Raw genomic sequence first — 19140 nt, forward strand, 5'->3', positions numbered from 1 at the left:
CCAAGGCTGAGCGCTTTTGGGCCAGGCCTGCAATTTCGGTGCGCGAGAGGCGACGGAGACCGGCGCCCTGACCCGCTCTTGCCGTCACTACCGGAAAGGAAAACCCCCTCAGGGCGCCAGCCGAAAGGGGGTCTGCGGTCCATTCCATCGGCGGGCGCGTGGCCGCGCCGATGGCTGATCTATGTCTTAGCGCGGGCAGGCGTCGATGTAGCGGCGGCCGTAGCGGTCGCGGTAGTAGCACTGGCCCGGCTGCTCTGTGACATTGCCGATGACTGCGCCCGAAACGCCGCCGATGGCCGCGCCGACTGCCGCGCCACGGACGTCGCCGGTGACTGCGCCACCGATGATCGCGCCAGAAACGGCGCCGATGCTGGCGCCTTTTTCCGTCTGGGTGCAGCTCGCGACCGACAGGGCGACCAGCACAAGTGCGATGGCTTTCTTCATGTTGTCCTCTCCGATCTGTACGAATCTCAGCCTCGTCGCTCAGTCCGTATCTTGGATGATGGCGGAGCCGCGTGCATGGCGCTCCACCGGAACTTGCAAACCGGAAAATACGCGGTCCCCAATGAAAGTCTACAGAGGGTCCAGTCGTTTTTTTCCGGCGCCAAGATAATGATATCGTTCCTGAACGGGACATGAAGGCCCGGTTCCCCAAACTGCAACCAGCGTGGAAAAATATTGTCATCCTGCTGCGGTCAGCGGTTGCGACATTCCAAAAAAAGACAAATGATACAAACAAGCCAGCGATCCGGGAGGAGTGGGTCCTTGGCGAAGGGCATCGATATCAGTTGGCGCGTAGCTAGTCGCGTGAACGTAATCTCACCCGACTTTTTGACCGCGCTCGTGTTGGCATTGACCGACCCCGGAGGAGCGAAATGGCGAAAGTAACAATGACGGTCAACGGCCGTCAGGTGAGCGGTCATTGCGACGACCGCACATTGCTGGTGCAATTCATACGCGAAAATCTCGGACTGACCGGCACACATGTCGGCTGCGATACCACGCAGTGCGGCGCCTGTGTCATCCATATGGACGGCAAATCGGTCAAGAGCTGTTCCATCCTCGCCGCGCAGGCGGCAGGCTCCACGATCACTACCATCGAAGGGCTGGCGGCCGACGGTGAACTGCATCCTGTGCAGGCGGCGTTCCGGGCCAATCACGGCCTGCAATGCGGCTTCTGCACGCCCGGCATGGTGATGACGGCGGTCGACATGATCCGCAGGCACCAAGGGCAATTGGACGAGGCGACGGTGCGCGCCGAACTCGAAGGCAATATCTGTCGTTGCACCGGCTATCACAACATCGTCAAGGCGATCCTCGCCGCCGCCGCCGAGATGAGCGGCGCCCGCGTGGCCGCAGAGTAGCGGCCGGACTTGCGGGCGGAGAAAGCCGCCCGAGGCACGTCATCGGAGAACTGTCGCTGGATATCTCGGGAGGAGATCGGCAATGGGCGTTGAAGGCATTGGCGCGCGGGTGGCGCGCAAGGAAGACAAGCGGTTCCTGACCGGCAAGGGCCGCTATACGGACGATATGTCCGTGCCGGGGATGAAGTTTGCGGTGTTCGTGCGCAGCCCGCATGCGCATGCCAAGATCGTCAAGATCGACGCGTCGGCCGCCAAGTCGATGCCCGGTGTGATCGGTGTGCTCGACGGCAAGCAGTTGCTTGCCGATGGCATCGGCAACCTGATCTGCGGCTGGATGATCCATTCCAAGGACGGCTCGCCGATGAAGATGGGCGCCTGGCGGCCGCTCGCGCATGAGACCGTGCGCTATGTCGGCGACGCCGTTGCGATAGTGGTCGCCGACAGCGTGGCGGAGGCGCGCGATGCGGCGGAAGCCGTTGTTGTCGACTATCAGGAACTTCCCGTGGTGATCGATGCGTCGAAGGCGCTTCAGCCGGGACAGCCGCAGCTTCATCCGGAGGCGCCTAACAATCTGATCTTCGACTGGCAGATCGGCGACGAGGCGGCGACCGACAAGGCGATCGCCGCGGCAACGCATGTCACCGAAGTCACCATCCAGAACAACCGTCTGTCGCCCAATCCGATGGAGCCCCGCGCCGCACTCGGCATCTACGACGCCGGTGACGATCACTATACCTGCTACACCACCAGCCAGAACCCGCATGTCGCGCGCCTGGTAATGAGCGCCTTCTACAACGTGGCGCCGGAAAACAAGCTGCGGGTGATCGCGCCCGATGTTGGCGGCGGTTTCGGCTCGAAGATCTACATCTATCCCGAAGAGATCGTCTGTCTCTGGGCGTCCAAGCGCACCGGCGTGCCGGTCAAATGGACCTCTGATCGCACCGAGGCGTTCTTGACCGATGCCCATGGCCGCGACCATGTGTCGACGGTGAAGATGGCGTTCGATGCCAACAATCGCATCATCGGGCTCAAGGTCGACACGATCGCCAATCTCGGCGCCTACATGTCGCTCTTCTCCTCGGCGGTGCCGACCTATCTCTATGCGACGCTGCTTTCGGGCCAGTACGACATCCCGGCGATCCACGCCAATGTGCGCACCGTCTACACCAACACGGCGCCGGTCGATGCCTATCGCGGAGCCGGGCGGCCGGAGGCGACATACCTGCTTGAACGCACGATGGAGACTGCGGCGCGCGAACTCGGCGTTTCACCCGCTGAACTCAGGCGGGTCAACTTCATCCGCTCCTTCCCGCACCAGACACCCGTGATCATGAACTATGACGCCGGCGACTACGAGGCGTCGCTGAATGCGGCGATGCAGGCGGCAGACTGGAATGGCTTTGCCGCCCGCAAGGCGGAAGCGGAGCGTCGCGGCATGAAACGCGGCATCGGCATGAGCTGCTACATCGAGGCCTGCGGCATCGCGCCGTCGGCAGCGGTCGGTTCGCTCGGCGCCGGCGTCGGTCTTTGGGAATCGGCCGAGGTGCGGGTCAATGCCGTCGGCACGATCGAGGTTTTGACCGGTTCGCACAGCCACGGCCAGGGCCACGAGACGACCTTCGCCCAGCTTGTCGCCGATCGCTTCGGCGTGCCGCTCGACAGCGTCAACATCGTGCACGGCGATACCGACAAGGTGCAGATGGGCATGGGCACCTATGGCTCGCGCTCGGGTGCTGTCGGCATGTCGGCCGTCGTAAAGGCGCTCGACAAGGTCGAGGCCAAGGCGAAGAAGATCGCCGCGCATCTGATGGAGGCCGATGAAAGCGACATCGTCATCGAGAATGGCGAGCTGAAGGTCGCCGGCACCGACAAGGCGGTGCCCTGGTTCCAGATGGCGCTTGCCGCCTATACCGCCCACAACCTGCCCGCCGGCATGGAGCCGGGGCTGAAGGAAGGGGCCTTCTACGACCCGGCCAACTTCACCTTCCCGGCCGGTTGCTACATCTGCGAAGTGGAGGTGGATCCCGATACTGGGCGGACCAAGATCGTCCAGTTCGTGGCTGCCGACGACTTCGGCAACATCATCAATCCGATGATCGTCGAGGGACAGGTGCATGGCGGCATCGCGCAAGGGATCGGCCAGGCGCTGCTCGAAGGCGTGCACTATGACGCGTCGGGCCAGCTTCTGACGGCGAGCTACATGGATTACGCCATGCCGCGCGCCGACGATCTGCCGTCGTTCCAGGTCTCGACCTCGAACACGCCGTGCCCGAACAATCCCTTGGGTATCAAGGGCTGCGGCGAGGCGGGCGCCATCGGCTCGCCGCCGGCGCTGATCAATGCGATCACCGACGCCATCGGCAACAACGCGCTTACCATGCCGGCGACACCGCAAAAGGTGTGGGCGGCAGCGCACGCGGCCAAGTGAACGGGAGGACATCTCATGTACGAGACCCAATATTACAGGGCATCCTCCGTTCAGGATGCCGTCAGCAAGATGGAAGCGGCCGGCGAAGGCAAATATGTCTCCGGTGGCATGACGTTGATCCCGACGATGAAGCAGCGACTGGCCGCGCCGAGCGACCTGATCGATCTGCGCCATATCGCCGAGATGCAGGGCGTTTCGGTCAATGGCCGGTCGGTGCATATCGGAGCGGCGACCACCCACTTTGAGGTGGCGTCGTCGGCGGCGCTCGGGGCCGTCTGTCCCGCCATCTGCCACCTCGCCAGCCATATCGGCGATCCGCATGTGCGGCATATGGGCACCATCGGTGGTTCGATCGCCAACAACGACCCGGCGGCGGACTATCCGGCAGCGATGCTGGCGCTCGCTGCAACGATCGTGACCAACCAGCGCGAGATCGCCGCCGACGACTTCTTCACCGGTCTGTTCGACACGGCGCTGGAAGGCAGCGAGATCATCACCGCCATCCGCTTCGATGCGCCGGCCAAGGCCGCCTATCAGAAGTTCGCCAACCCGGCCTCGCGTTATGCGATGACCGGGGTCTTTGTCACCCGACGGGACGATGGTGACGTACGGGTCGCCGTGACCGGCGCAGGCTCGAACGGCGTCTTCCGCCATGGCGACATGGAGGCGGCGCTCATTGCCAATTGGTCGCCCGACGCGCTCGGCAATGTCAGCGTCGATGCCTCGGAACTGCTTTCCGACATCCATGCGGACTCTGCCTATCGCGCCAATCTGGTGAAGGTCATGGCCAAACGCGCCGTGGCAGCCGCTTGAGCGGCCTCGACGTCCTCCGAACCTCAAAAAAGGACGGTTTCGGCCGTCCTTTTTTCATCCTTGCTTGACTTCGATCAAGCTTGCAGGGATGAACATGCGCTAGGGCTTTCTTTGGAATGTTTCAAAACTACCGCGTCCCGTGTTGAAATGCTTTCAGTGAATGCGGGGAAGTTGCTGTGGGCCGGAAATGCTAGAGTTCTCCCGTGCGCTCTTCAGGCGTACGGCGCTTTAGAGGCCTTTTGCCGCAGATGGCGGACGCGGGGCATTCCGGGGTTGACCCCAGGTCGCTTTGATTGAAGAAAAGCGGCCGGGCACTGGAGAAAATGATGGATTTCGAGAATTTCTTTAAAACCGAGTTGGACGGGCTGCATCAGGAAGGCCGCTATCGGGTTTTCGCAGACCTCGCCCGTCATCGCGGCAGCTTCCCGAAGGCAGCGCGCCACACGGCTGACGGCGTCCAGGAAGTCACCGTCTGGTGTTCGAACGACTATCTCGGCATGGGCCAGCACCCTGTTGTCACCGAAGCGATGAAGCGCGCCATCGACGAATGCGGTGCCGGCGCCGGCGGCACTCGCAACATTTCCGGTACCAACCACTACCACGTCCTGCTTGAGCGCGAGCTCGCGGACCTGCATGGCAAGGAATCGGCGCTGCTGTTCACCTCGGGTTACGTATCCAACTGGGCCGCGCTTGGAACGCTCTGTTCGAAGATTCCTGGCGTCATCGTCTTCTCGGACGCCGGGAATCACGCTTCGATGATCGAGGGGATCCGTCACTCCAAGTGCGAACGCGTCATCTTCAAGCACAATTCGGTCGCTGACCTCGAGGCCAAGCTCGCGGCAGCCGACCCGCGCGCGCCGAAGATCATTGCGTTTGAGTCCGTCTACTCGATGGACGGCGACATTGCGCCGATCAAGGAATTCTGCGACCTCGCCGACAAGTACGGCGCCATGACCTATCTCGACGAAGTGCATGCGGTCGGCATGTACGGCGCGCGTGGCGGCGGCATTGCCGAACGCGAAGGCCTGATGCACCGCCTGACGGTGATCGAAGGCACGCTCGGCAAAGCCTTCGGCGTCATGGGCGGCTATATCACCGGCTCGGCCGCACTTTGCGACTTTATCCGGTCGTTTGCTTCCGGCTTCATCTTCACGACGGCGCTGCCGCCGACGCTTGCGGCCGGTGCGCTTGCCTCGATCCGTCACCTGAAGGAAAGCCAGGTCGAACGTTTCGCGCATCAGGAGCGCGTGCGCCGTCTGCGCTCGCTGCTCGATCAGCGTGGCATTCCGCACATGCCCAACCCAAGCCATATCGTGCCGGTCATGGTCGGCGACGCTGCCAAGTGCAAGTGGATCTCCGACCTGCTGCTCGACCATTTCGGCGTCTACGTGCAGCCGATCAACTATCCGACGGTGCCGAAAAAGACCGAGCGGCTGCGCATCACCCCGACTCCGCTGCATTCGGATGCCGACATCGACCACCTCGTCGGTGCGCTGCATTCGCTGTGGTCGCGTTGCGCGCTGGCTCGCGCGGTCGCGTAAGCGTCGAATTATCCTTTAGAGGTCTGCCCCTCTCCTCGGGTTGAACCCGAGGACTAACCCTCTCCGCGCTTGCGGGGAGAGGGGACGAGGACCGCGTGTCCGCCCAAGCCGAAACGCTGTCTCGCCCTAATGCTGGGAAGCCGAAACCCGGAACGCTAGCGGTGGATAAGCGCCGGTGCGGCTATATCCCTTCGCCCCGCGTGCGGGGAGAAGGTCCCGGCAGCCGGATGAGGGGGCACCTCACCGCGCGCATGAAGGGCGTTTTCCCTCACCGAGAGGCGAAGCGCCCAGATAACTCAACTACTGAAGCAGCCTAGCTGCCAGTTGCCGGGCTTTTTCGTCGGCGGCGAAGACGTCGTCCATCGTCGTGGCGGCGGGCAGGTCGGCGAGCTTGTCCATGACCTTTTCGACGATCTCGGCCATGGCGAGGAAGCCGGTCCGTCCGGCGATGAAGGCGTCGAGCGCCGTTTCCTTGGCGCCGTTGAGGACGGCACCCTGCACGCCGCCCTCGACCATGGCACGACGCGCCAGCCGGATCGCCGGGAAGCGCACTTCGTCCGGCGCTTCGAAATCGAGACGCGACAGCTTGGCGAAATCGAGCCGCTCGATCGGCAGGCTGCAGCGGCTCGGATAGGCAAGCGCATAGCCGATGGCGGTGCGCATGTCCGGGCAGCCGAGCTGGGCCAGCACCGATCCATCGGTATAGCCGACCATCGAGTGGATCACCGATTGCGGATGCACGATCACCTCGACCTGCTCAGGTCTGAGGGCAAAAAGATGCTTCGCCTCGATCATCTCCAGTGCCTTGTTGAACATCGAGGCGCTGTCGATCGAGATTTTGAGCCCCATCGACCAGTTGGGATGGGCGCGTGCCACGTCGGCCGTCACGTGACGCATTTCTTCGAGCGACTTGGTGCGGAAGGGGCCGCCGGAAGCGGTGAGGATGATGCGCTCGACCGCGTGGCGCTGGTGTTCCTCCAGCACCTGGAAGATGGCGTTGTGCTCGCTGTCGACGGGCAGCAACCGGCCGCCGCCTTGCTTCACCGCATCGATGAACAGGCTGCCGGCGGAAACGAGGCACTCCTTGTTGGCAAGCGCGATATCGGCGCCGCGGCGGGCGGCGGCAAGTGTGGGTGCCAGGCCGGCATTGCCGACGATCGCCGCCATCACCCAGTCGGCGTCGCGTTCGGCCGCTTCGACGAGGCCGCTTTTGCCGGCGGCAACCTCTATGCCGGTGCCGGCAAGGGCTGCCTTCAGGCTTTCATACTGGCTGTCGTTGGCGGTCACGGCGAGTTCGGCGCCGACCTTCACCGCCTGTTCGGCGAGCAGCGGAATGTTGCCATTGCCGGTGACGGCGACCACCTCGAACTGCTCGCGGCCACCCAGGCGCTCGATGACATCGAGCGTGTTGGTGCCGATCGAGCCGGTCGAGCCGAGGATCGTCAGTCGGCGTTTCGCATTGTCGCGGGATGCCATGCCAATACCCATGTTCTTTTTATCGGACGCGCAGGCGGCGGCTTTCGTCGCGGACGTGGCGCATGATCTGCTTAAGGATCGATCCGAGTTTTTATGTTGTGCGCTAGGCTCTACAGGCGAAATCCGCCGGCAACAAGGGCGCGGTCTTCAATCCGTCTCGTCCACGGGTTAAGAATCGGGTCTGCTATTTGAGTCGAGGCCTGAAGGAGTTCGTGATGCTGAAAGCCATTGCTTCCGTGTCTTGCGCCTGCGTGACGATCGAGATGGCCGCGATGCAGCCGGTTGCCGCGGAAAATGTGCCGACGCCGCTGGTCGCCACCTGGCTGGCCGAGGACATCGGCGGTGGCGGGGTGATCGACAACCTCCAGTCGACGCTGGAAATCCGCGAGGACGGCACCTATGGCGGCATGGCAGGCTGCAACCATTTCACCGGCACCTTCAGCCTGTCGGGCAAGAAGATCACCTTTGGTCCTGCCGCCACGACGCGCAAGATGTGCGTGCCGGCGGTGATGGAGCAGGAACGAAAATTCCTCGATGCGCTGCGCAGCGAGCTCACCTGGGCGGTGGAGGGGACGAAGCTCATTCTCGCCAAACCGGGCGGCGCCGCCGCCATGAAGCTTGCCTCGATGGCCGCAAGCGCCGCGGACGCCGAGGTGACGATTCTCGTTCCAGGCGCCGGCACCGTGGACCGGCAGTCGGTGCGCTATGACTGCGGCGGCAAGGCGGTTGAAGCGGAATATATCAATGCCGGGCCGGTCTCGCTGGTGACCTTCACCATTGACGGCACCTTCGTCGTGGCGTCCAACGTGATCTCGGGCTCGGGCGCCAAATTTGCCGGTGGGCAGTACATCTGGTGGACGAAAGGCGATACGGCGACGCTGTTCGACGCAACGAAGAGCGAGCAGGACCAGGGCATCGCCTGCAAGCCCGCATCCTGACGCGAGCCTGTCGCCGCTCAAATCTCCCTGCCGAAGCACGTTCGGCGAGCCGGCACCATAAGTTGTGGCCTCGATTGGAACTTTTGCCCTCGCCTCCTAGTTACACTTCCGACGCCATCGCGGCGCTTTGTTCAAAAGGGAGTGATCCATGGGGCTGCTTATCGGAATTCTGATTACGTTCCTTGTCATCGTGTTGGTGCTTTACCTCGTTCAGCGGCTGCCGCTCGACGCGCGCGCTAAACAGATTGTCCAGATCATCGTGATCATCATCGGAATCATCTCTCTGTTGAAATACCTGGCCGTCTTCTGACGCGCCGCCTTCCAGCAATGCCAAAGACCGCCGGTTCCGATGGATCGGCGGTTTTTTTGATGGAACGGCAGATGCTGACAGGAATTGACAGCGGCCTCGCCTAGCGTCCGGTCATCCAGAAGGAGACCCGACGATGCTGTCACCGAATCTTATCCTGCTTTATGTCGAAAACCCCGTGGCAAGCACACGCTTCTACACCGACCTCATCGGACGGGAGCCCGTTGCCGCTTTCCCAGCCTATGTCGCCTTCGAACTGGAGAACGGGCTGACTTTCAGCCTCTGGTCCACCGGTGCGCGGGATTTCGTTTCTTCCGGTACCGGTCACCGCTCGGAGATCGCTTTCATGGTGAAGGACGATGCGGAGGTCGAGCGGCTCTACGCGGAGTGGCAGAGCCGCGGGATCAGGATCGAGCAGGAATTGAAGACCGCCGTCTTCGGTCGCACCTTCGTGGCCCTCGACCCGGACGGTCACCGACTGCGTGTGTGCCGGCCGGATGGCTGACCATTGCTGAATGGCTCGACCGTGGCAGGTTGCTAGATTGGCAGGTATTCGCCTAATACTTGTTGTGGACAGGGATTGTGCGGGGGCACGGCATGGAATCAATCGTCGACTTACCAAACTGGCTTTTCTATGCGGCGATCGGAGCATGTTTCGGTGTCGCTGGAGGCATCGTTGGTTGGCTGCTGGATCGAGGTGGGCGGAAATGGGCGCGCTGGATTCCGGTCGTGACGATCGCGCTCTCCGCGCCGGTGACCCGAGAATTTGTGGAGCCTCGATTATTGAACGCGCGCGTTGTGCGTGAAGTCGAGAAAATGCAGTGGGTGTCGACGCTGAAGACCGAAATGCCCGACGAATACGCAAGGGTTATCGGCGAGTTTGTCGCTATCGCTCAGTCAGCCACAACGGGCGAGGAGGAGGAGCGAAGGAGCGGTGAACTTACGCGCCGTTTTTTTGAGCACCATCGGCCGAATCTGCCACGGGCTCCAGATGATCTGTTGGCCCGGTATCTGGAGAGCTACATCGCGCTGATGAAGACAGTACGCTTAGCTGACGGATTGAACGTTTGCGCTCAATTTGCTGTGAACGGGCAGGCCGCAATACAAGGCAAAAGGATCGCCTATTTGAACGCATTTGACGACCTTGCTAGGCAAGTTGTCGTTGCATCGGCGGCTTCAATTCGAGCACCGCGACCCGTGGAGGCAGCCACAGCTGACGACTGGGCCGCGGTTGCAAGCGTGTATCTGGAATCGGGCGGTTCAGCTGAAGGGTTCAGCCTGCTCGAAAATCAGGACGCTTCATCGCCTGCGTTATGTGATGTATCGATCGATTTCCTGCAGGCGGTCGTAGACACCGCTGGTCCTTCGGGACTTCGCGTTCGGACGGAGATGACAAAGGTGTTGGTTGGGAGCTGAGTCGTGCTTCGGGGGGCGGCAACAATCGACGCGAATTGGATTTGGACGACATCTGCGCAACAAAAAAGGCCGGGGCAAACCCGACCTTCCTCATCACCTTCCCTCGATGCCAGTCCATCCGTGGTCATCAAGAAGGTGTGATTGATCAATAGCTTCTGTTCGTGACAGGGAAATGACGACGCTGTTTTTTGTCGAACGGCCGGCGACGCAAAGCGCCGCACGCCGTGTATCTCAATCCGCGACTTCGACCAAAAGCTCGATTTCGACCGGCAGCCCCAAGGGCAGGCTGGCGACGCCAAGAACGATGCGGCCTGACAGCATTTCAGGGCCGAAGACCTTGGCCAGCAGGTCGGAAGCGCCATCGGCGACCTTCGGATGGTCGCGGAAATCGCCTGACGTGGCGATGTAGACGCCGAGTTTGGCGACGGCCGTGACCCGATCGAGCGAACCGAGTTCGGCCCTGATTGCCGAGAGCGCGCTGAGCGTGGCGATTTCCGCCGCGCGCTGCCCGTCCTCGACCGTCAACTCGGCGCCGAGCCGGCCGACGATTTGCGGCTTGCGGTCGATCACCGGCAGCATGCCGCTCAGGTAGAGCAGCTTGCCGATCCTCACCCCTTCGACATAGTTGCCGAAGGGTGTGGGTGGCGGAGGCAGGGTGATGCCGAGGTCCTGCAGCCGTTGTTCTGCGCCAGCGGCGGGCGCTCGTGTGCGGTCTACCATCGGCCCAAATGCGCGCCGCCGTCGACATTCAGCACCTCCCCGGTGACGCGCGGCGCCCTGGTCAGGTAGAGCACGGCGTCCACGATCTCGTCGACGCTGGAGATGCTGTGCATCGGCGAGAGCGTGTTCAGGAAATCCCTTGGGTTGTCCTTGTGGAGCGGCGTGTCGACGACGCCGGGTGCGACGATGTTGACCCGGATTCCGTCCCTTGCGTACTCCATGGCGATGTTCTTCGAGACGGCATTGATGCCGCCCTTGGTCAGCATGGCGACCGAGGCGTTCATGCCTGCGATCGGGCGATCGGCAAGCGGCGTCGTGATGCTGACGATGCTGCCGCCCCGTTTCTGCGCCAGCATCTGCTTGATGACGAGCTGGGTCGTGGAGAGGAAGCCCTCGATATTGGTTGCGCTCAGACGCCGGTAGTCTTCGGCCGTATAGTCGACGAAGGGTTTGGTGAAGAATATGCCGGCATTGTTGACGAGGGCATCGATCGAGCCGAACCGGTCGATTGCGGTTTCGACCACGCGCTTGGCCGTGTCCGGATCGGCGATGTCGCCGTCGACCCGCGCTACCCGGTCCGATTCGATAATTTCCCGGGACTGGCTGACGCTGCGTGACGTCGCGACGACACTGTAGCCCTCGCCGAGGAAGGCGTTGACCAGACCTGCTCCGATGCCCTGGGAGGCACCGGTAATGATGGCGACCTTGTTTGCCATTTGAACTCTCCGTGGCTGGCTTGCTTTGGTGAGATCAATATGGTCGAGGCTTGATTGCGTGATTAGGTGGAAATATCTGGAATTACATTTCCATTGGTGCAAAAATCTCTGCATGGTCGACCTGAACGATATCGCGGTCTTTGCGGCCGTTGCCCAATTCGAGAGTTTCAGCCGCGCGGCACGCGCGCTCGGCATGCCGGTGTCTACCGTCAGTCGCAAGGTGACGGCGCTGGAGGAGAAGTTGGGGGTCACGCTGATCCAGCGGACGACGCGAAAGCTCAGTCTCACGGCTCAGGGCCGCGCCTATTATGCGGAGTGCAGTGAACCGCTGAAGCAGCTTCACGACGCGGAACGGGTGCTGAGTGAGACGCAACGAAAGCCCGAGGGGCTGTTGCGCATCACCGTGCCCGTGACGCTCGGGCAGCCGCCTTTCTTCGACTTCCTGTCCGCGTTCCTGAAGAAATATCCCGAGATCGAGGTCGATCTGCTGGTCAGCAACATGTTCATCGATCTCGTTGCCGAAAACATCGACGTGGCAATCCGCTTCGGCGAATTGCGTGATTCGTCGCTTGTCGCGCAACGCATCGGCAAAAGCACCCACTTCCTCGTGGCTGCGCCTGAGTATCTCGATAGATATGGCACCCCGTCGCGACCGGACGAGCTCAGCGGCCATCGTTGCGTCCTAGTCAATGTGCGGAACAACGAAGCCGAATGGCGTCTCGTCAACGGAGATGAATCCGCCAGTCTTCATGTGACCGGATCGGTTTCGGTCCACGATATTCAATCGGCGAGTGCCATGACCGAGCGCGGCCACGGCATCGGCCGGCTTCCACCGATCTTCTGCGACAGCCTGCTTTTAAGCGGCAAGCTCGTGCGCGTGCTTCCGGGATGGTCGGCGCCCGATGTCTTTGTGCACGCGGTCTATCCGACCCGACGTTTCCTGCCATCGCGGTTGCAGGTCTTTCTGCAGGAGCTGAAAGGGTGGCGCGGCCCGGCGTGGCAGTCGTTACGATGAGCGGTGGGGTCAGGGCTCGATCTCTTCGAACTTCTGCGCAAAAGTGCTGAAGCCGGCGCGGCGGTAGACGTCCTGGGCTTTGGGGTGATCCCATTCGTCCGTGTGCAGCCAGATGCGGCTTGCTCCGCGCGCCCAGACGGCGCGCAGGGCATTGTCGAGGAGGAACGGTCCGAGCCTTTTGCCATAGGCGTCAGGGATCAGGCCGAAATGGGTGAGTTCTACATCGGTCGTGTCGACGCGGTCGAACTCGCAAAGGCCAACGGCACGCCCCTCCAGTCGGAGAATGTAGAAGCCTGTCGAGGGGGAGCCAAGAAAGCGGTCGAGGTCGGCTCTGGGTATGCGCAGTCGCTGATCCCAGCGCAGCGGTTCGCCGATGGCGCGGTACAGCGAAAGGAAAGAGGTGGCGTCCGGCCGCTCCTGGGCAATCGCTGCATGCTCGATCGGTGGCGAAAGCGCTTCGCCCGCAGGCGGTTCGCGCATCTCCATATAGGTCACCAGCAATCGAACCATGGTCGACCTACGGCCATTCGGGAAGCATGGCCAGTATCCATGCAGCTTGAGATGAAAAGTGGTGATCCCGCCGCGATTCGAACGCGGGACCCCCAGATTAGGAATGTTGTCGTAAACGCCTATTTCTCAGGGTTTGCAGCGCACCATGCGCCATTTATGCGCCATCGACGGGATTGTACCTTCCGCAAGAGCCAGACTTTTATTGCGGCGGAAAACCTTCAGCTAGGCCTTGCGGAATGCCGCAGTTCGCGTTTTACGCTATTGTGGCTTTTCTAAATTTCAAACTGGGCCTTTAACTTGTCCGAAACTGATTCCATATTAACGGCGTTACGTGATGCAACTAAATTTCAGTTGCACCTCGCGTTTTGCTGTGGAATAGACGCGTGGTAACGGAACAATGTCGCGTCACGAACGGTTGAAGGCACAGTTTCTGGCATGTCGCGGACCGTTTCCGTATGCGGATGTTGTTCGATTGCTGGGCGGGCTTGGTTACGAAGAGACGGCGACTGGGGGAGGGAGTAGGCGACGCTTCGTTCACGCTCATACGAAGCACATCATTCGGTTGCACGAACCACATCCTGGCAAGGAAATATTAGAATATATGGTCAAGCAGGTCAGAGACATTCTGATTGAGCAGGGTCTACTATGAGCACGATTAGTTACAAGGGCTACCAAGCATCTGTCGAATACAGTGACGGCAAGTTGTTCGTCAAAGTATTGCACATTGACGACCTTCTTGTAGCTCAGTGCGATAGTGCGGCCGAAGTTGAAGGCGCGTTGAGCGAACTGATCGAAGAGTATCTTCGAGACTGCGCGGAACTCGGACGCGAACCTACAAAGCCGTTTAAGGGGTCCTTCAATGTACGGACAACGCCAGAGCTTCATCGGAAAGCTGCGATGAGGGCTACTGAGGCGGGCGTGTCGCTTAATGCTTGGATCGGCGAAGCTATCTCGGAGAAGCTGGAAAAGCATTCCGGCAGCGGTTCCTCGGAGAAAGTGCCGGCACTGGCCGGATGGGTCGTACGGGACCTTATGCGCGCGGCGCGAGGCGCTGAACTCAGTTACTCTCATGCCCACAGCATTTCTCTCAGAGGAAGGCTCGATTGGGAAAACGAAGGTGGCGTGAGAGAGAATTTCGACGTGGCGCGCCTAATCTCTGAACGCGAGAGACCTTATGACTGCTAAACCCACCAGGCTGAGGCCGGCCCCTGCCAAGCGTGCACGCGCGGCTAAGGTCGAGAAAACGCCGACGGCGGTTAGCGAGGCGTCGCACTCACTGGGTGTTTTTGCGCTAATTGATACCAAGATCATTTACGGCAAGTTTGGCGCCGACGACGGAGAGATCGAGTATCGTTATGATGCGGAGATGGATCATCCAGACAGGGTCGGCGAAGACGGCGCGCTCTGGTTAGTCGCGACGCGGCTATCGGTGAAGAAACAACGCGAAGGTGAAGACCAATCCGCTATTCGTGCCACTTACGTCTTCGGTATCAATTGCGAGAATGTGACTGAGGACAAAGTCATTGACATAGCCAAGCGCTACGTAGCCACAGCCGTTTGGCAAGCGTTCGCGAGTCTCAGCGCGATCATGGCACAACAAATGCGCGTGGACTTTCCTGGACTGCCGTCTGAGCCGTCTGAGATCGAAGTCAAAGATCTGTTTAAATAGGTCATTTACCGAAAAGGTTGGATGCGATCGCGTCCATGGCTTTCTTGTGATCGTCGCTTGGAAAAAGGTGGCCGTAGCGGTCCATGGTGACGGCAAGAGACGAGTGTCCAGCGAAGGTTTGCACGGTCTTCGGCGACAGACCGGCCTCGATCCAGGTCGATATCGCGAAGTGCCGAAGTGCGTGCCAGCCGAACCGCTTGAACTTCTTTCCTTCCTTTGTCATCTCGGCCGCTGCTCGATCGAGCGTCGGTATGAAAACGCGCTTTCGCATGTTTCGGTGGCTCTCGTGATTGCCGACGGTGTTTGGGAACACCAGGTCGCTATCCTTGGTGAAGGTGGACATCAGCTTCCACTTCTTCAACTCGGCGACGACGGCGGCCCCTAGCGGGACCTCGCGCAAGCCGGCCTCACTCTTCGTCGTGTCTTCGTTCCGCTTCGAATCTACGCGGGTCTCGATCGTCACCGAGCCGACTTTAAGGTCGAGGTGTTTCCAGCGGATCGCATAGAATTCGGACGCGCGGACGCCTGACGCAGCGGCAAAGATAACCCACGGCCGGAACTTCTCCGTCGCCACTTTGATAACGGCCGCGATCTGTTCCTTGGATGGGGGAGTGACCTTTTTGGCGCCCTCGTTTCTCTTGCCGACTACGCGGATACCCTTGGCGACGTTCACTGCCAGTAGGTCATCAGAGATCGCATTTTGAAGCACGCGGGAAAGTGTGCCGAGGATCTGCCGCGTGGTCACGACGCTGACGCCGGCATCTCTCAAATCGTCGCGAAACTTGCCGACGGCTTTTGCCGTGAGCTGCGCCAGCTTGGTGTCGCCGATGCCATGCTCGAAGCGCACGAACTGATCCTTCTTGCCTTCGACGACGGGCGGCTTTTCGGTCGGCGCGATGTAGTTCCACATGTGCCCGGTGACGTTGTCGAAGTATTCGGGCGTCACCCGCTCGCCGCGGGCCTTGCGGGTCTCAAGAACCTTCTCGTAGTTCTCGCAGGCGGTTCTGAGAGTGGTCGTGGCTGCATCGGCGCGATAGGTCCCCTTGCCGATCTGCTCTTCGACTTCCTTGCGGCGCGCTTCGGCGTCGCGCTTCTTTTCGAACTGCTGGCGATGCCTTCCGCCGTTGGCGTCCATGTAGTTCAGCACCCAGGCTTCGTGGGTGCCGCTCTTGTTCTTCCATGTGCGCTTGCGGATCGTCGCCATGCTGACCTCTCAGATAATTCTGGCGCACGACGCTAACGGGCGCCATGCTGGTCTTCAAGAGCTTCCATCCATTTTGCCAATGACGACCGGCGAGCGGCGACGGTCCCGCCCAGTTTGAAGGACGGGATAATCTCGTCGTAGACGAGGCGGTAGACCTGCCGGCGGGTCACTCCGAGGAATCCGGCGATAGCATCGGCGCCCATCAACAGGTCGCGTTCCGGTGCCTCATTCATCGCCTTTCCTCCCGATTCCTCGAGGTGCTGTTTTTCTTGATCGCATTGCGGCTGGTGACCATCGTGTAGCCGTCGGCGAATTTGACCAGGCAACTATTCATGACTTTGGAGCGGATCAGAACCTCACAGGGCTGGCCCTTCCTGCCCTGCCGGTCCCAACGGTAGATGTATGGTAAAGTGCTCATCGGCGGATCTCGGGGAAAGCGCTGTGCTCGACGCCGTCGAGGAGCCTGCCGGCGACTATCTTGCCCATCTTAGCAATCGCCATAACGGGTGCGAGCAGCCGGCGTGCCGACGGGTTATCCGTGTGCCCGTCCCATCCGATCCAAGTGAACTTCTCGCCAGTGTCGGGCATAGCGTGACCGACTACTCCATAGGCGGCAGTCGCCGGACACCACTCTCCCCACTGTTTGAAAAGAAACGGCACGCCGGTGGCAACACACTGGTCGCGTAGTTGGCGCGCCCAGTCCGGATGCATCGGCCTGGCTCCGGATCCGCTCTCGCCGCCGACTACCACCCAGTCAAGTTTTCGATGGGGCGTTGCAGCCGGGACCGTTTGCCCCTCCCACCATGCCATACCGCGATGGGCCGGCGGATCCAGTGCGCTAAGAGATTCGATCGCCGTGTCGGCGCCGCGGTCACACCATACTCTCGTCAGATCAATTGGCCCTAGTAGGGGCTCGGCGCTGATCCAGCGGATGGCGGCCGGGGTTGCGAGCAGAATCGGAATACGCTCGTCAGCGCGCTTTTGGTCCTCGACCGAAACGCCAAGCCAGACATTCGGGAGGGGCCAGCGCCCTTGCAGGGCACCGTCACGACGCGTTAGGTCCCACCGAACCCGTTCCACTGTCTTGGCCTTAGCGGGGCCGACGGCCGAGGCAGCCACGGCTATGCGGAACCTGGTATCAGCGTTTGCTAGATAGTCGCGCATTCGCTCTGGCCGTTTCGTCAGCACCTGGAATGTGTGCTGCGGCGCCAATGCCATGACGGCAAACACCTGGTCGATCCATTCATCGGGCACGCCGTCGGCGAAGAGATCACCATGGGCTGAGACGAAGATCATGCGCGGCTTCGTCCAGTGCAATGGCTGATCGAGCCATTGCGGGTTGAAGCGGACTTCACCGGTCCAGACGGGGCCGGCCTTCGTGTCACGGGTCAGCCCCGCGCGGCTCTGGTGATTCTTCAGCCGCGTGCCGGCGAGCTTCATCGCGTAGCAGTTGGTGCAGCCGGGCGAGACGACGGCGCATCCGGTGATCGGGTTCCAGGTCGCGTCGGTCCATTCGATCTTGGTGCCGTCAGCCATTGTCGTTTTCCCTGATGATCTTGATTTTCTTCACGTAGCCGCCCGGGTGCTTGATCCGGGCCTGGCGTTCGGCGATCAGGCTGCTGGCGGCAGAGATGTCGATGGTTTTGCCGTCGTGGAAATGAACGCGGAAGCGGTGGAGAGGGGCATCACTCATCTGATGCTCCAGTGTTCGACTTCTCGATCTTGGCGGCGCGGTAGGCTTCGCTCTTCGTCAGTGCTGCCTGGATGCGATCTATCCGTTCGATCTCAGCGATGATCAAGGCGCCAGCTTTGACGAGGTCACGGCGACGCTCAGTCGGCTTCCACCACTCAAGAGACCAGGGCCAGATCGTTCTGTAATGGGTGGTGTCGTGGGGTTGTCCTTTGACGCGGGCGGAAACCGCCAACCTGTAACTGCCAAGCGCGTAAGCTGCCGCTGCTTCTGCAAGCTCACCATCCAGATATGCATCGTCGTGTCCGATGGACCAGCCTTCGACAGCCATTTGCCGTTCCCGTTCGGCCAGAACATCGCGCGCAGCTTCAGCTCCGAGACCGATGAAGCCGACCATCTCGCCGTTCGCAAAAACGCCAGTACCCATTGGCTCCTGCCCGCCGTCCTTGCCGGGGGAGGAGGGATCGAAACCGGGTAGAGGGCCGCGACCGTGGCGGGTGGACCGCTTGACCCGAATTCGGTCGATCGTTTCAGGACGCTGCAGCTTTTCAAGATCAGCCTCAGCGCAGCTCATCAGGTCATAACCGGCCACAACGCAAAGCGAGGTCAGCGTGAGCATGGCCGAGCCGATTTCTTTCGCTGGCTCGCCCGCGGGTCGGTCATAGGTGTAGTCAACGAGGCGATGAGCGTCCTCGCGAGTCATGCCGAGTGCCTGGCACGTCTCGTTTGCCTCCTCCATGAACCGTGCGAGCCGTTCGGCTACATCGGTGGGATCGTCATGGAAAAGAGCATGATGCGCGTCGGCTACCCTGCCCTGATAGTTGGCAGTGTCCATCAGAATAAACCTCTCTGCGCGGGCTCGGCCTGCTGCGCCGGAGCCTGGTTGATCACGCGTTGGCGCCATTCGAAGAAACCAAGGGCGCCTTTTACGGGAATGGGTGTTTCGAGGATCTGCTGATCCTTCAGGGCGAAACCGAATGGGCCGAAGAACCAAGGGCTATCGCTGCGGGCCACGCAGTCGACGATGGTTGCGACGCCGACGATCGCGCCGAAGGCCAAACCGTCGAGCGACGTCTGTTCGATCGTCGGGGCGCCGCGCGGATTGACGTAGTTGTGCAATACCTCGAGATAGTCCTCGCGATCCTCTTCGTAGTTGCGCTTGCTGAAGGCGCTGGCGTGAATGCAGATCGGTCCCTTGATCGCGGTCGACCACTTGCGGTTCTCGATATCCTTCCAGCCGCTGACGATCGCGTGCGCCCATGGCTGACGGACGGAAAGGGCGAGGCGAGGGAGCTGCTCAATGTTGCCGGTGAAGAACCTGGTCATGGCAGCC

The 19140-nt window shown here is 61.1% G+C and carries 23 protein-coding genes; 12 read left to right on the top strand and 11 right to left on the bottom strand.

Annotated features, from left to right (window positions below; genetic code table 11):
* Positions 1-186 precede the first annotated feature (186 nt).
* Complete coding sequence (locus tag MKZ91_RS14545) at positions 187-444, bottom strand: YMGG-like glycine zipper-containing protein (protein ID WP_336171650.1); 258 nt, start codon at positions 442-444, stop codon at positions 187-189.
* Positions 445-875: 431 nt separating this feature from the next.
* Here MKZ91_RS14545 and MKZ91_RS14550 point away from each other — a divergent pair, with 431 nt between their 5' ends.
* From MKZ91_RS14550 to hemA, 4 genes are all read left to right on the top strand, one after another.
* Positions 876-1364, top strand: coding sequence for a (2Fe-2S)-binding protein (locus tag MKZ91_RS14550; RefSeq protein WP_336171651.1), 489 nt, complete (start codon positions 876-878; stop codon positions 1362-1364).
* 82 nt (positions 1365-1446) lie between these two features.
* Positions 1447-3792, top strand: a complete 2346-nt coding sequence (locus MKZ91_RS14555) for a xanthine dehydrogenase family protein molybdopterin-binding subunit (protein ID WP_336171652.1) — start codon at positions 1447-1449, stop codon at positions 3790-3792.
* A gap of 15 nt (positions 3793-3807) precedes the next feature.
* Entirely contained in the window at positions 3808-4605 is a 798-nt protein-coding gene (locus MKZ91_RS14560) for an FAD binding domain-containing protein (protein ID WP_336171653.1), read from the top strand.
* A 326-nt stretch (positions 4606-4931) separates the two neighbouring features.
* Complete coding sequence (gene hemA / locus MKZ91_RS14565) at positions 4932-6146, top strand: 5-aminolevulinate synthase (RefSeq protein WP_336171655.1); 1215 nt, start codon at positions 4932-4934, stop codon at positions 6144-6146.
* A 300-nt stretch (positions 6147-6446) separates the two neighbouring features.
* On the opposite strand, the gene dxr is transcribed toward hemA, so the two are convergent.
* Complete coding sequence (gene dxr / locus MKZ91_RS14570; RefSeq protein ID WP_336171656.1) at positions 6447-7622, bottom strand: 1-deoxy-D-xylulose-5-phosphate reductoisomerase; 1176 nt, start codon at positions 7620-7622, stop codon at positions 6447-6449.
* Between the two features lie 215 nt (positions 7623-7837).
* Between dxr and MKZ91_RS14575 the strand changes: the two genes are divergently transcribed.
* The 4 genes from MKZ91_RS14575 (at position 7838) to MKZ91_RS14590 (ending at position 10283) form a co-directional block, all read left to right on the top strand.
* A complete protein-coding gene (locus MKZ91_RS14575) occupies positions 7838-8560 on the top strand; it encodes an META domain-containing protein (protein WP_336171657.1) in 723 nt (240 codons plus the stop codon).
* 148 nt (positions 8561-8708) lie between these two features.
* Positions 8709-8870 (top strand): Thivi_2564 family membrane protein, encoded by a 162-nt coding sequence (locus MKZ91_RS14580; RefSeq protein WP_089044368.1) that lies wholly within the window; start codon positions 8709-8711, stop codon positions 8868-8870.
* Positions 8871-9003: 133 nt separating this feature from the next.
* Complete coding sequence (locus MKZ91_RS14585) at positions 9004-9372, top strand: VOC family protein (protein WP_336171658.1); 369 nt, start codon at positions 9004-9006, stop codon at positions 9370-9372.
* A gap of 92 nt (positions 9373-9464) precedes the next feature.
* Complete coding sequence (locus tag MKZ91_RS14590; RefSeq protein WP_336171659.1) at positions 9465-10283, top strand: hypothetical protein; 819 nt, start codon at positions 9465-9467, stop codon at positions 10281-10283.
* A gap of 231 nt (positions 10284-10514) precedes the next feature.
* Here the strand turns inward: MKZ91_RS14590 and MKZ91_RS14595 are convergent, their stop codons facing one another.
* Together MKZ91_RS14595 and MKZ91_RS14600 are read right to left on the bottom strand one after the other, a co-directional pair.
* Positions 10515-11003, bottom strand: coding sequence for a RidA family protein (locus MKZ91_RS14595; RefSeq protein ID WP_336171660.1), 489 nt, complete (start codon positions 11001-11003; stop codon positions 10515-10517).
* On the bottom strand, positions 10997-11719 hold the full coding sequence (locus MKZ91_RS14600; RefSeq protein ID WP_336171661.1) for an SDR family NAD(P)-dependent oxidoreductase: 723 nt from the start codon (positions 11717-11719) through the stop codon (positions 10997-10999). Before MKZ91_RS14600 ends, MKZ91_RS14595 begins: the two co-directional genes overlap by 7 nt.
* Positions 11720-11831: 112 nt before the next feature.
* Between MKZ91_RS14600 and MKZ91_RS14605 the strand changes: the two genes are divergently transcribed.
* Entirely contained in the window at positions 11832-12734 is a 903-nt protein-coding gene (locus tag MKZ91_RS14605) for a LysR family transcriptional regulator (protein WP_336171662.1), read from the top strand.
* 9 nt (positions 12735-12743) lie between these two features.
* On the opposite strand, the gene MKZ91_RS14610 is transcribed toward MKZ91_RS14605, so the two are convergent.
* Entirely contained in the window at positions 12744-13244 is a 501-nt protein-coding gene (locus tag MKZ91_RS14610; RefSeq protein ID WP_336171663.1) for a GNAT family N-acetyltransferase, read from the bottom strand.
* Positions 13245-13641: 397 nt separating this feature from the next.
* Between MKZ91_RS14610 and MKZ91_RS31610 the strand changes: the two genes are divergently transcribed.
* From MKZ91_RS31610 to MKZ91_RS14620, 3 genes are read left to right on the top strand one after another with little or no spacing between them, the layout of a single operon-like run.
* Positions 13642-13893 carry a type II toxin-antitoxin system HicA family toxin gene (locus tag MKZ91_RS31610; RefSeq protein WP_442892284.1) on the top strand — a complete coding sequence of 84 codons (252 nt, stop codon included), beginning with the start codon at positions 13642-13644 and terminating at the stop codon, positions 13891-13893.
* Positions 13890-14429 carry a type II toxin-antitoxin system HicB family antitoxin gene (locus MKZ91_RS14615; protein WP_336171664.1) on the top strand — a complete coding sequence of 180 codons (540 nt, stop codon included), beginning with the start codon at positions 13890-13892 and terminating at the stop codon, positions 14427-14429. Before MKZ91_RS31610 ends, MKZ91_RS14615 begins: the two co-directional genes overlap by 4 nt.
* A complete protein-coding gene (locus MKZ91_RS14620) occupies positions 14419-14913 on the top strand; it encodes a hypothetical protein (RefSeq protein WP_336171665.1) in 495 nt (164 codons plus the stop codon). The genes MKZ91_RS14615 and MKZ91_RS14620 overlap by 11 nt, the downstream gene beginning before the upstream one ends.
* A gap of 1 nt (position 14914) precedes the next feature.
* On the opposite strand, the gene MKZ91_RS14625 is transcribed toward MKZ91_RS14620, so the two are convergent.
* The 6 genes from MKZ91_RS14625 to MKZ91_RS14650 form a co-directional block, all read right to left on the bottom strand.
* The gene (locus tag MKZ91_RS14625) at positions 14915-16117 is read right to left on the bottom strand and encodes a tyrosine-type recombinase/integrase (protein ID WP_336171666.1); all 1203 of its coding nucleotides are present in this window, start codon (positions 16115-16117) and stop codon (positions 14915-14917) included.
* A 32-nt stretch (positions 16118-16149) separates the two neighbouring features.
* Positions 16150-16350 carry a helix-turn-helix domain-containing protein gene (locus MKZ91_RS14630; protein ID WP_336171667.1) on the bottom strand — a complete coding sequence of 67 codons (201 nt, stop codon included), beginning with the start codon at positions 16348-16350 and terminating at the stop codon, positions 16150-16152.
* A 181-nt stretch (positions 16351-16531) separates the two neighbouring features.
* Positions 16532-17653 carry a DUF5131 family protein gene (locus tag MKZ91_RS14635; protein ID WP_336171668.1) on the bottom strand — a complete coding sequence of 374 codons (1122 nt, stop codon included), beginning with the start codon at positions 17651-17653 and terminating at the stop codon, positions 16532-16534.
* Positions 17646-17810 carry a hypothetical protein gene (locus MKZ91_RS14640; protein ID WP_336171669.1) on the bottom strand — a complete coding sequence of 55 codons (165 nt, stop codon included), beginning with the start codon at positions 17808-17810 and terminating at the stop codon, positions 17646-17648. The genes MKZ91_RS14635 and MKZ91_RS14640 overlap by 8 nt, the downstream gene beginning before the upstream one ends.
* A complete protein-coding gene (locus tag MKZ91_RS14645; RefSeq protein ID WP_336171670.1) occupies positions 17803-18642 on the bottom strand; it encodes a hypothetical protein in 840 nt (279 codons plus the stop codon). Before MKZ91_RS14645 ends, MKZ91_RS14640 begins: the two co-directional genes overlap by 8 nt.
* On the bottom strand, positions 18642-19133 hold the full coding sequence (locus tag MKZ91_RS14650; protein ID WP_336171672.1) for an ASCH domain-containing protein: 492 nt from the start codon (positions 19131-19133) through the stop codon (positions 18642-18644). Before MKZ91_RS14650 ends, MKZ91_RS14645 begins: the two co-directional genes overlap by 1 nt.
* Positions 19134-19140: the final 7 nt, after the last annotated feature.

It is taken from the genome of Ensifer sp. MJa1 (assembly GCF_037026475.1).
Lineage (GTDB): Bacteria > Pseudomonadota > Alphaproteobacteria > Rhizobiales > Rhizobiaceae > Ensifer.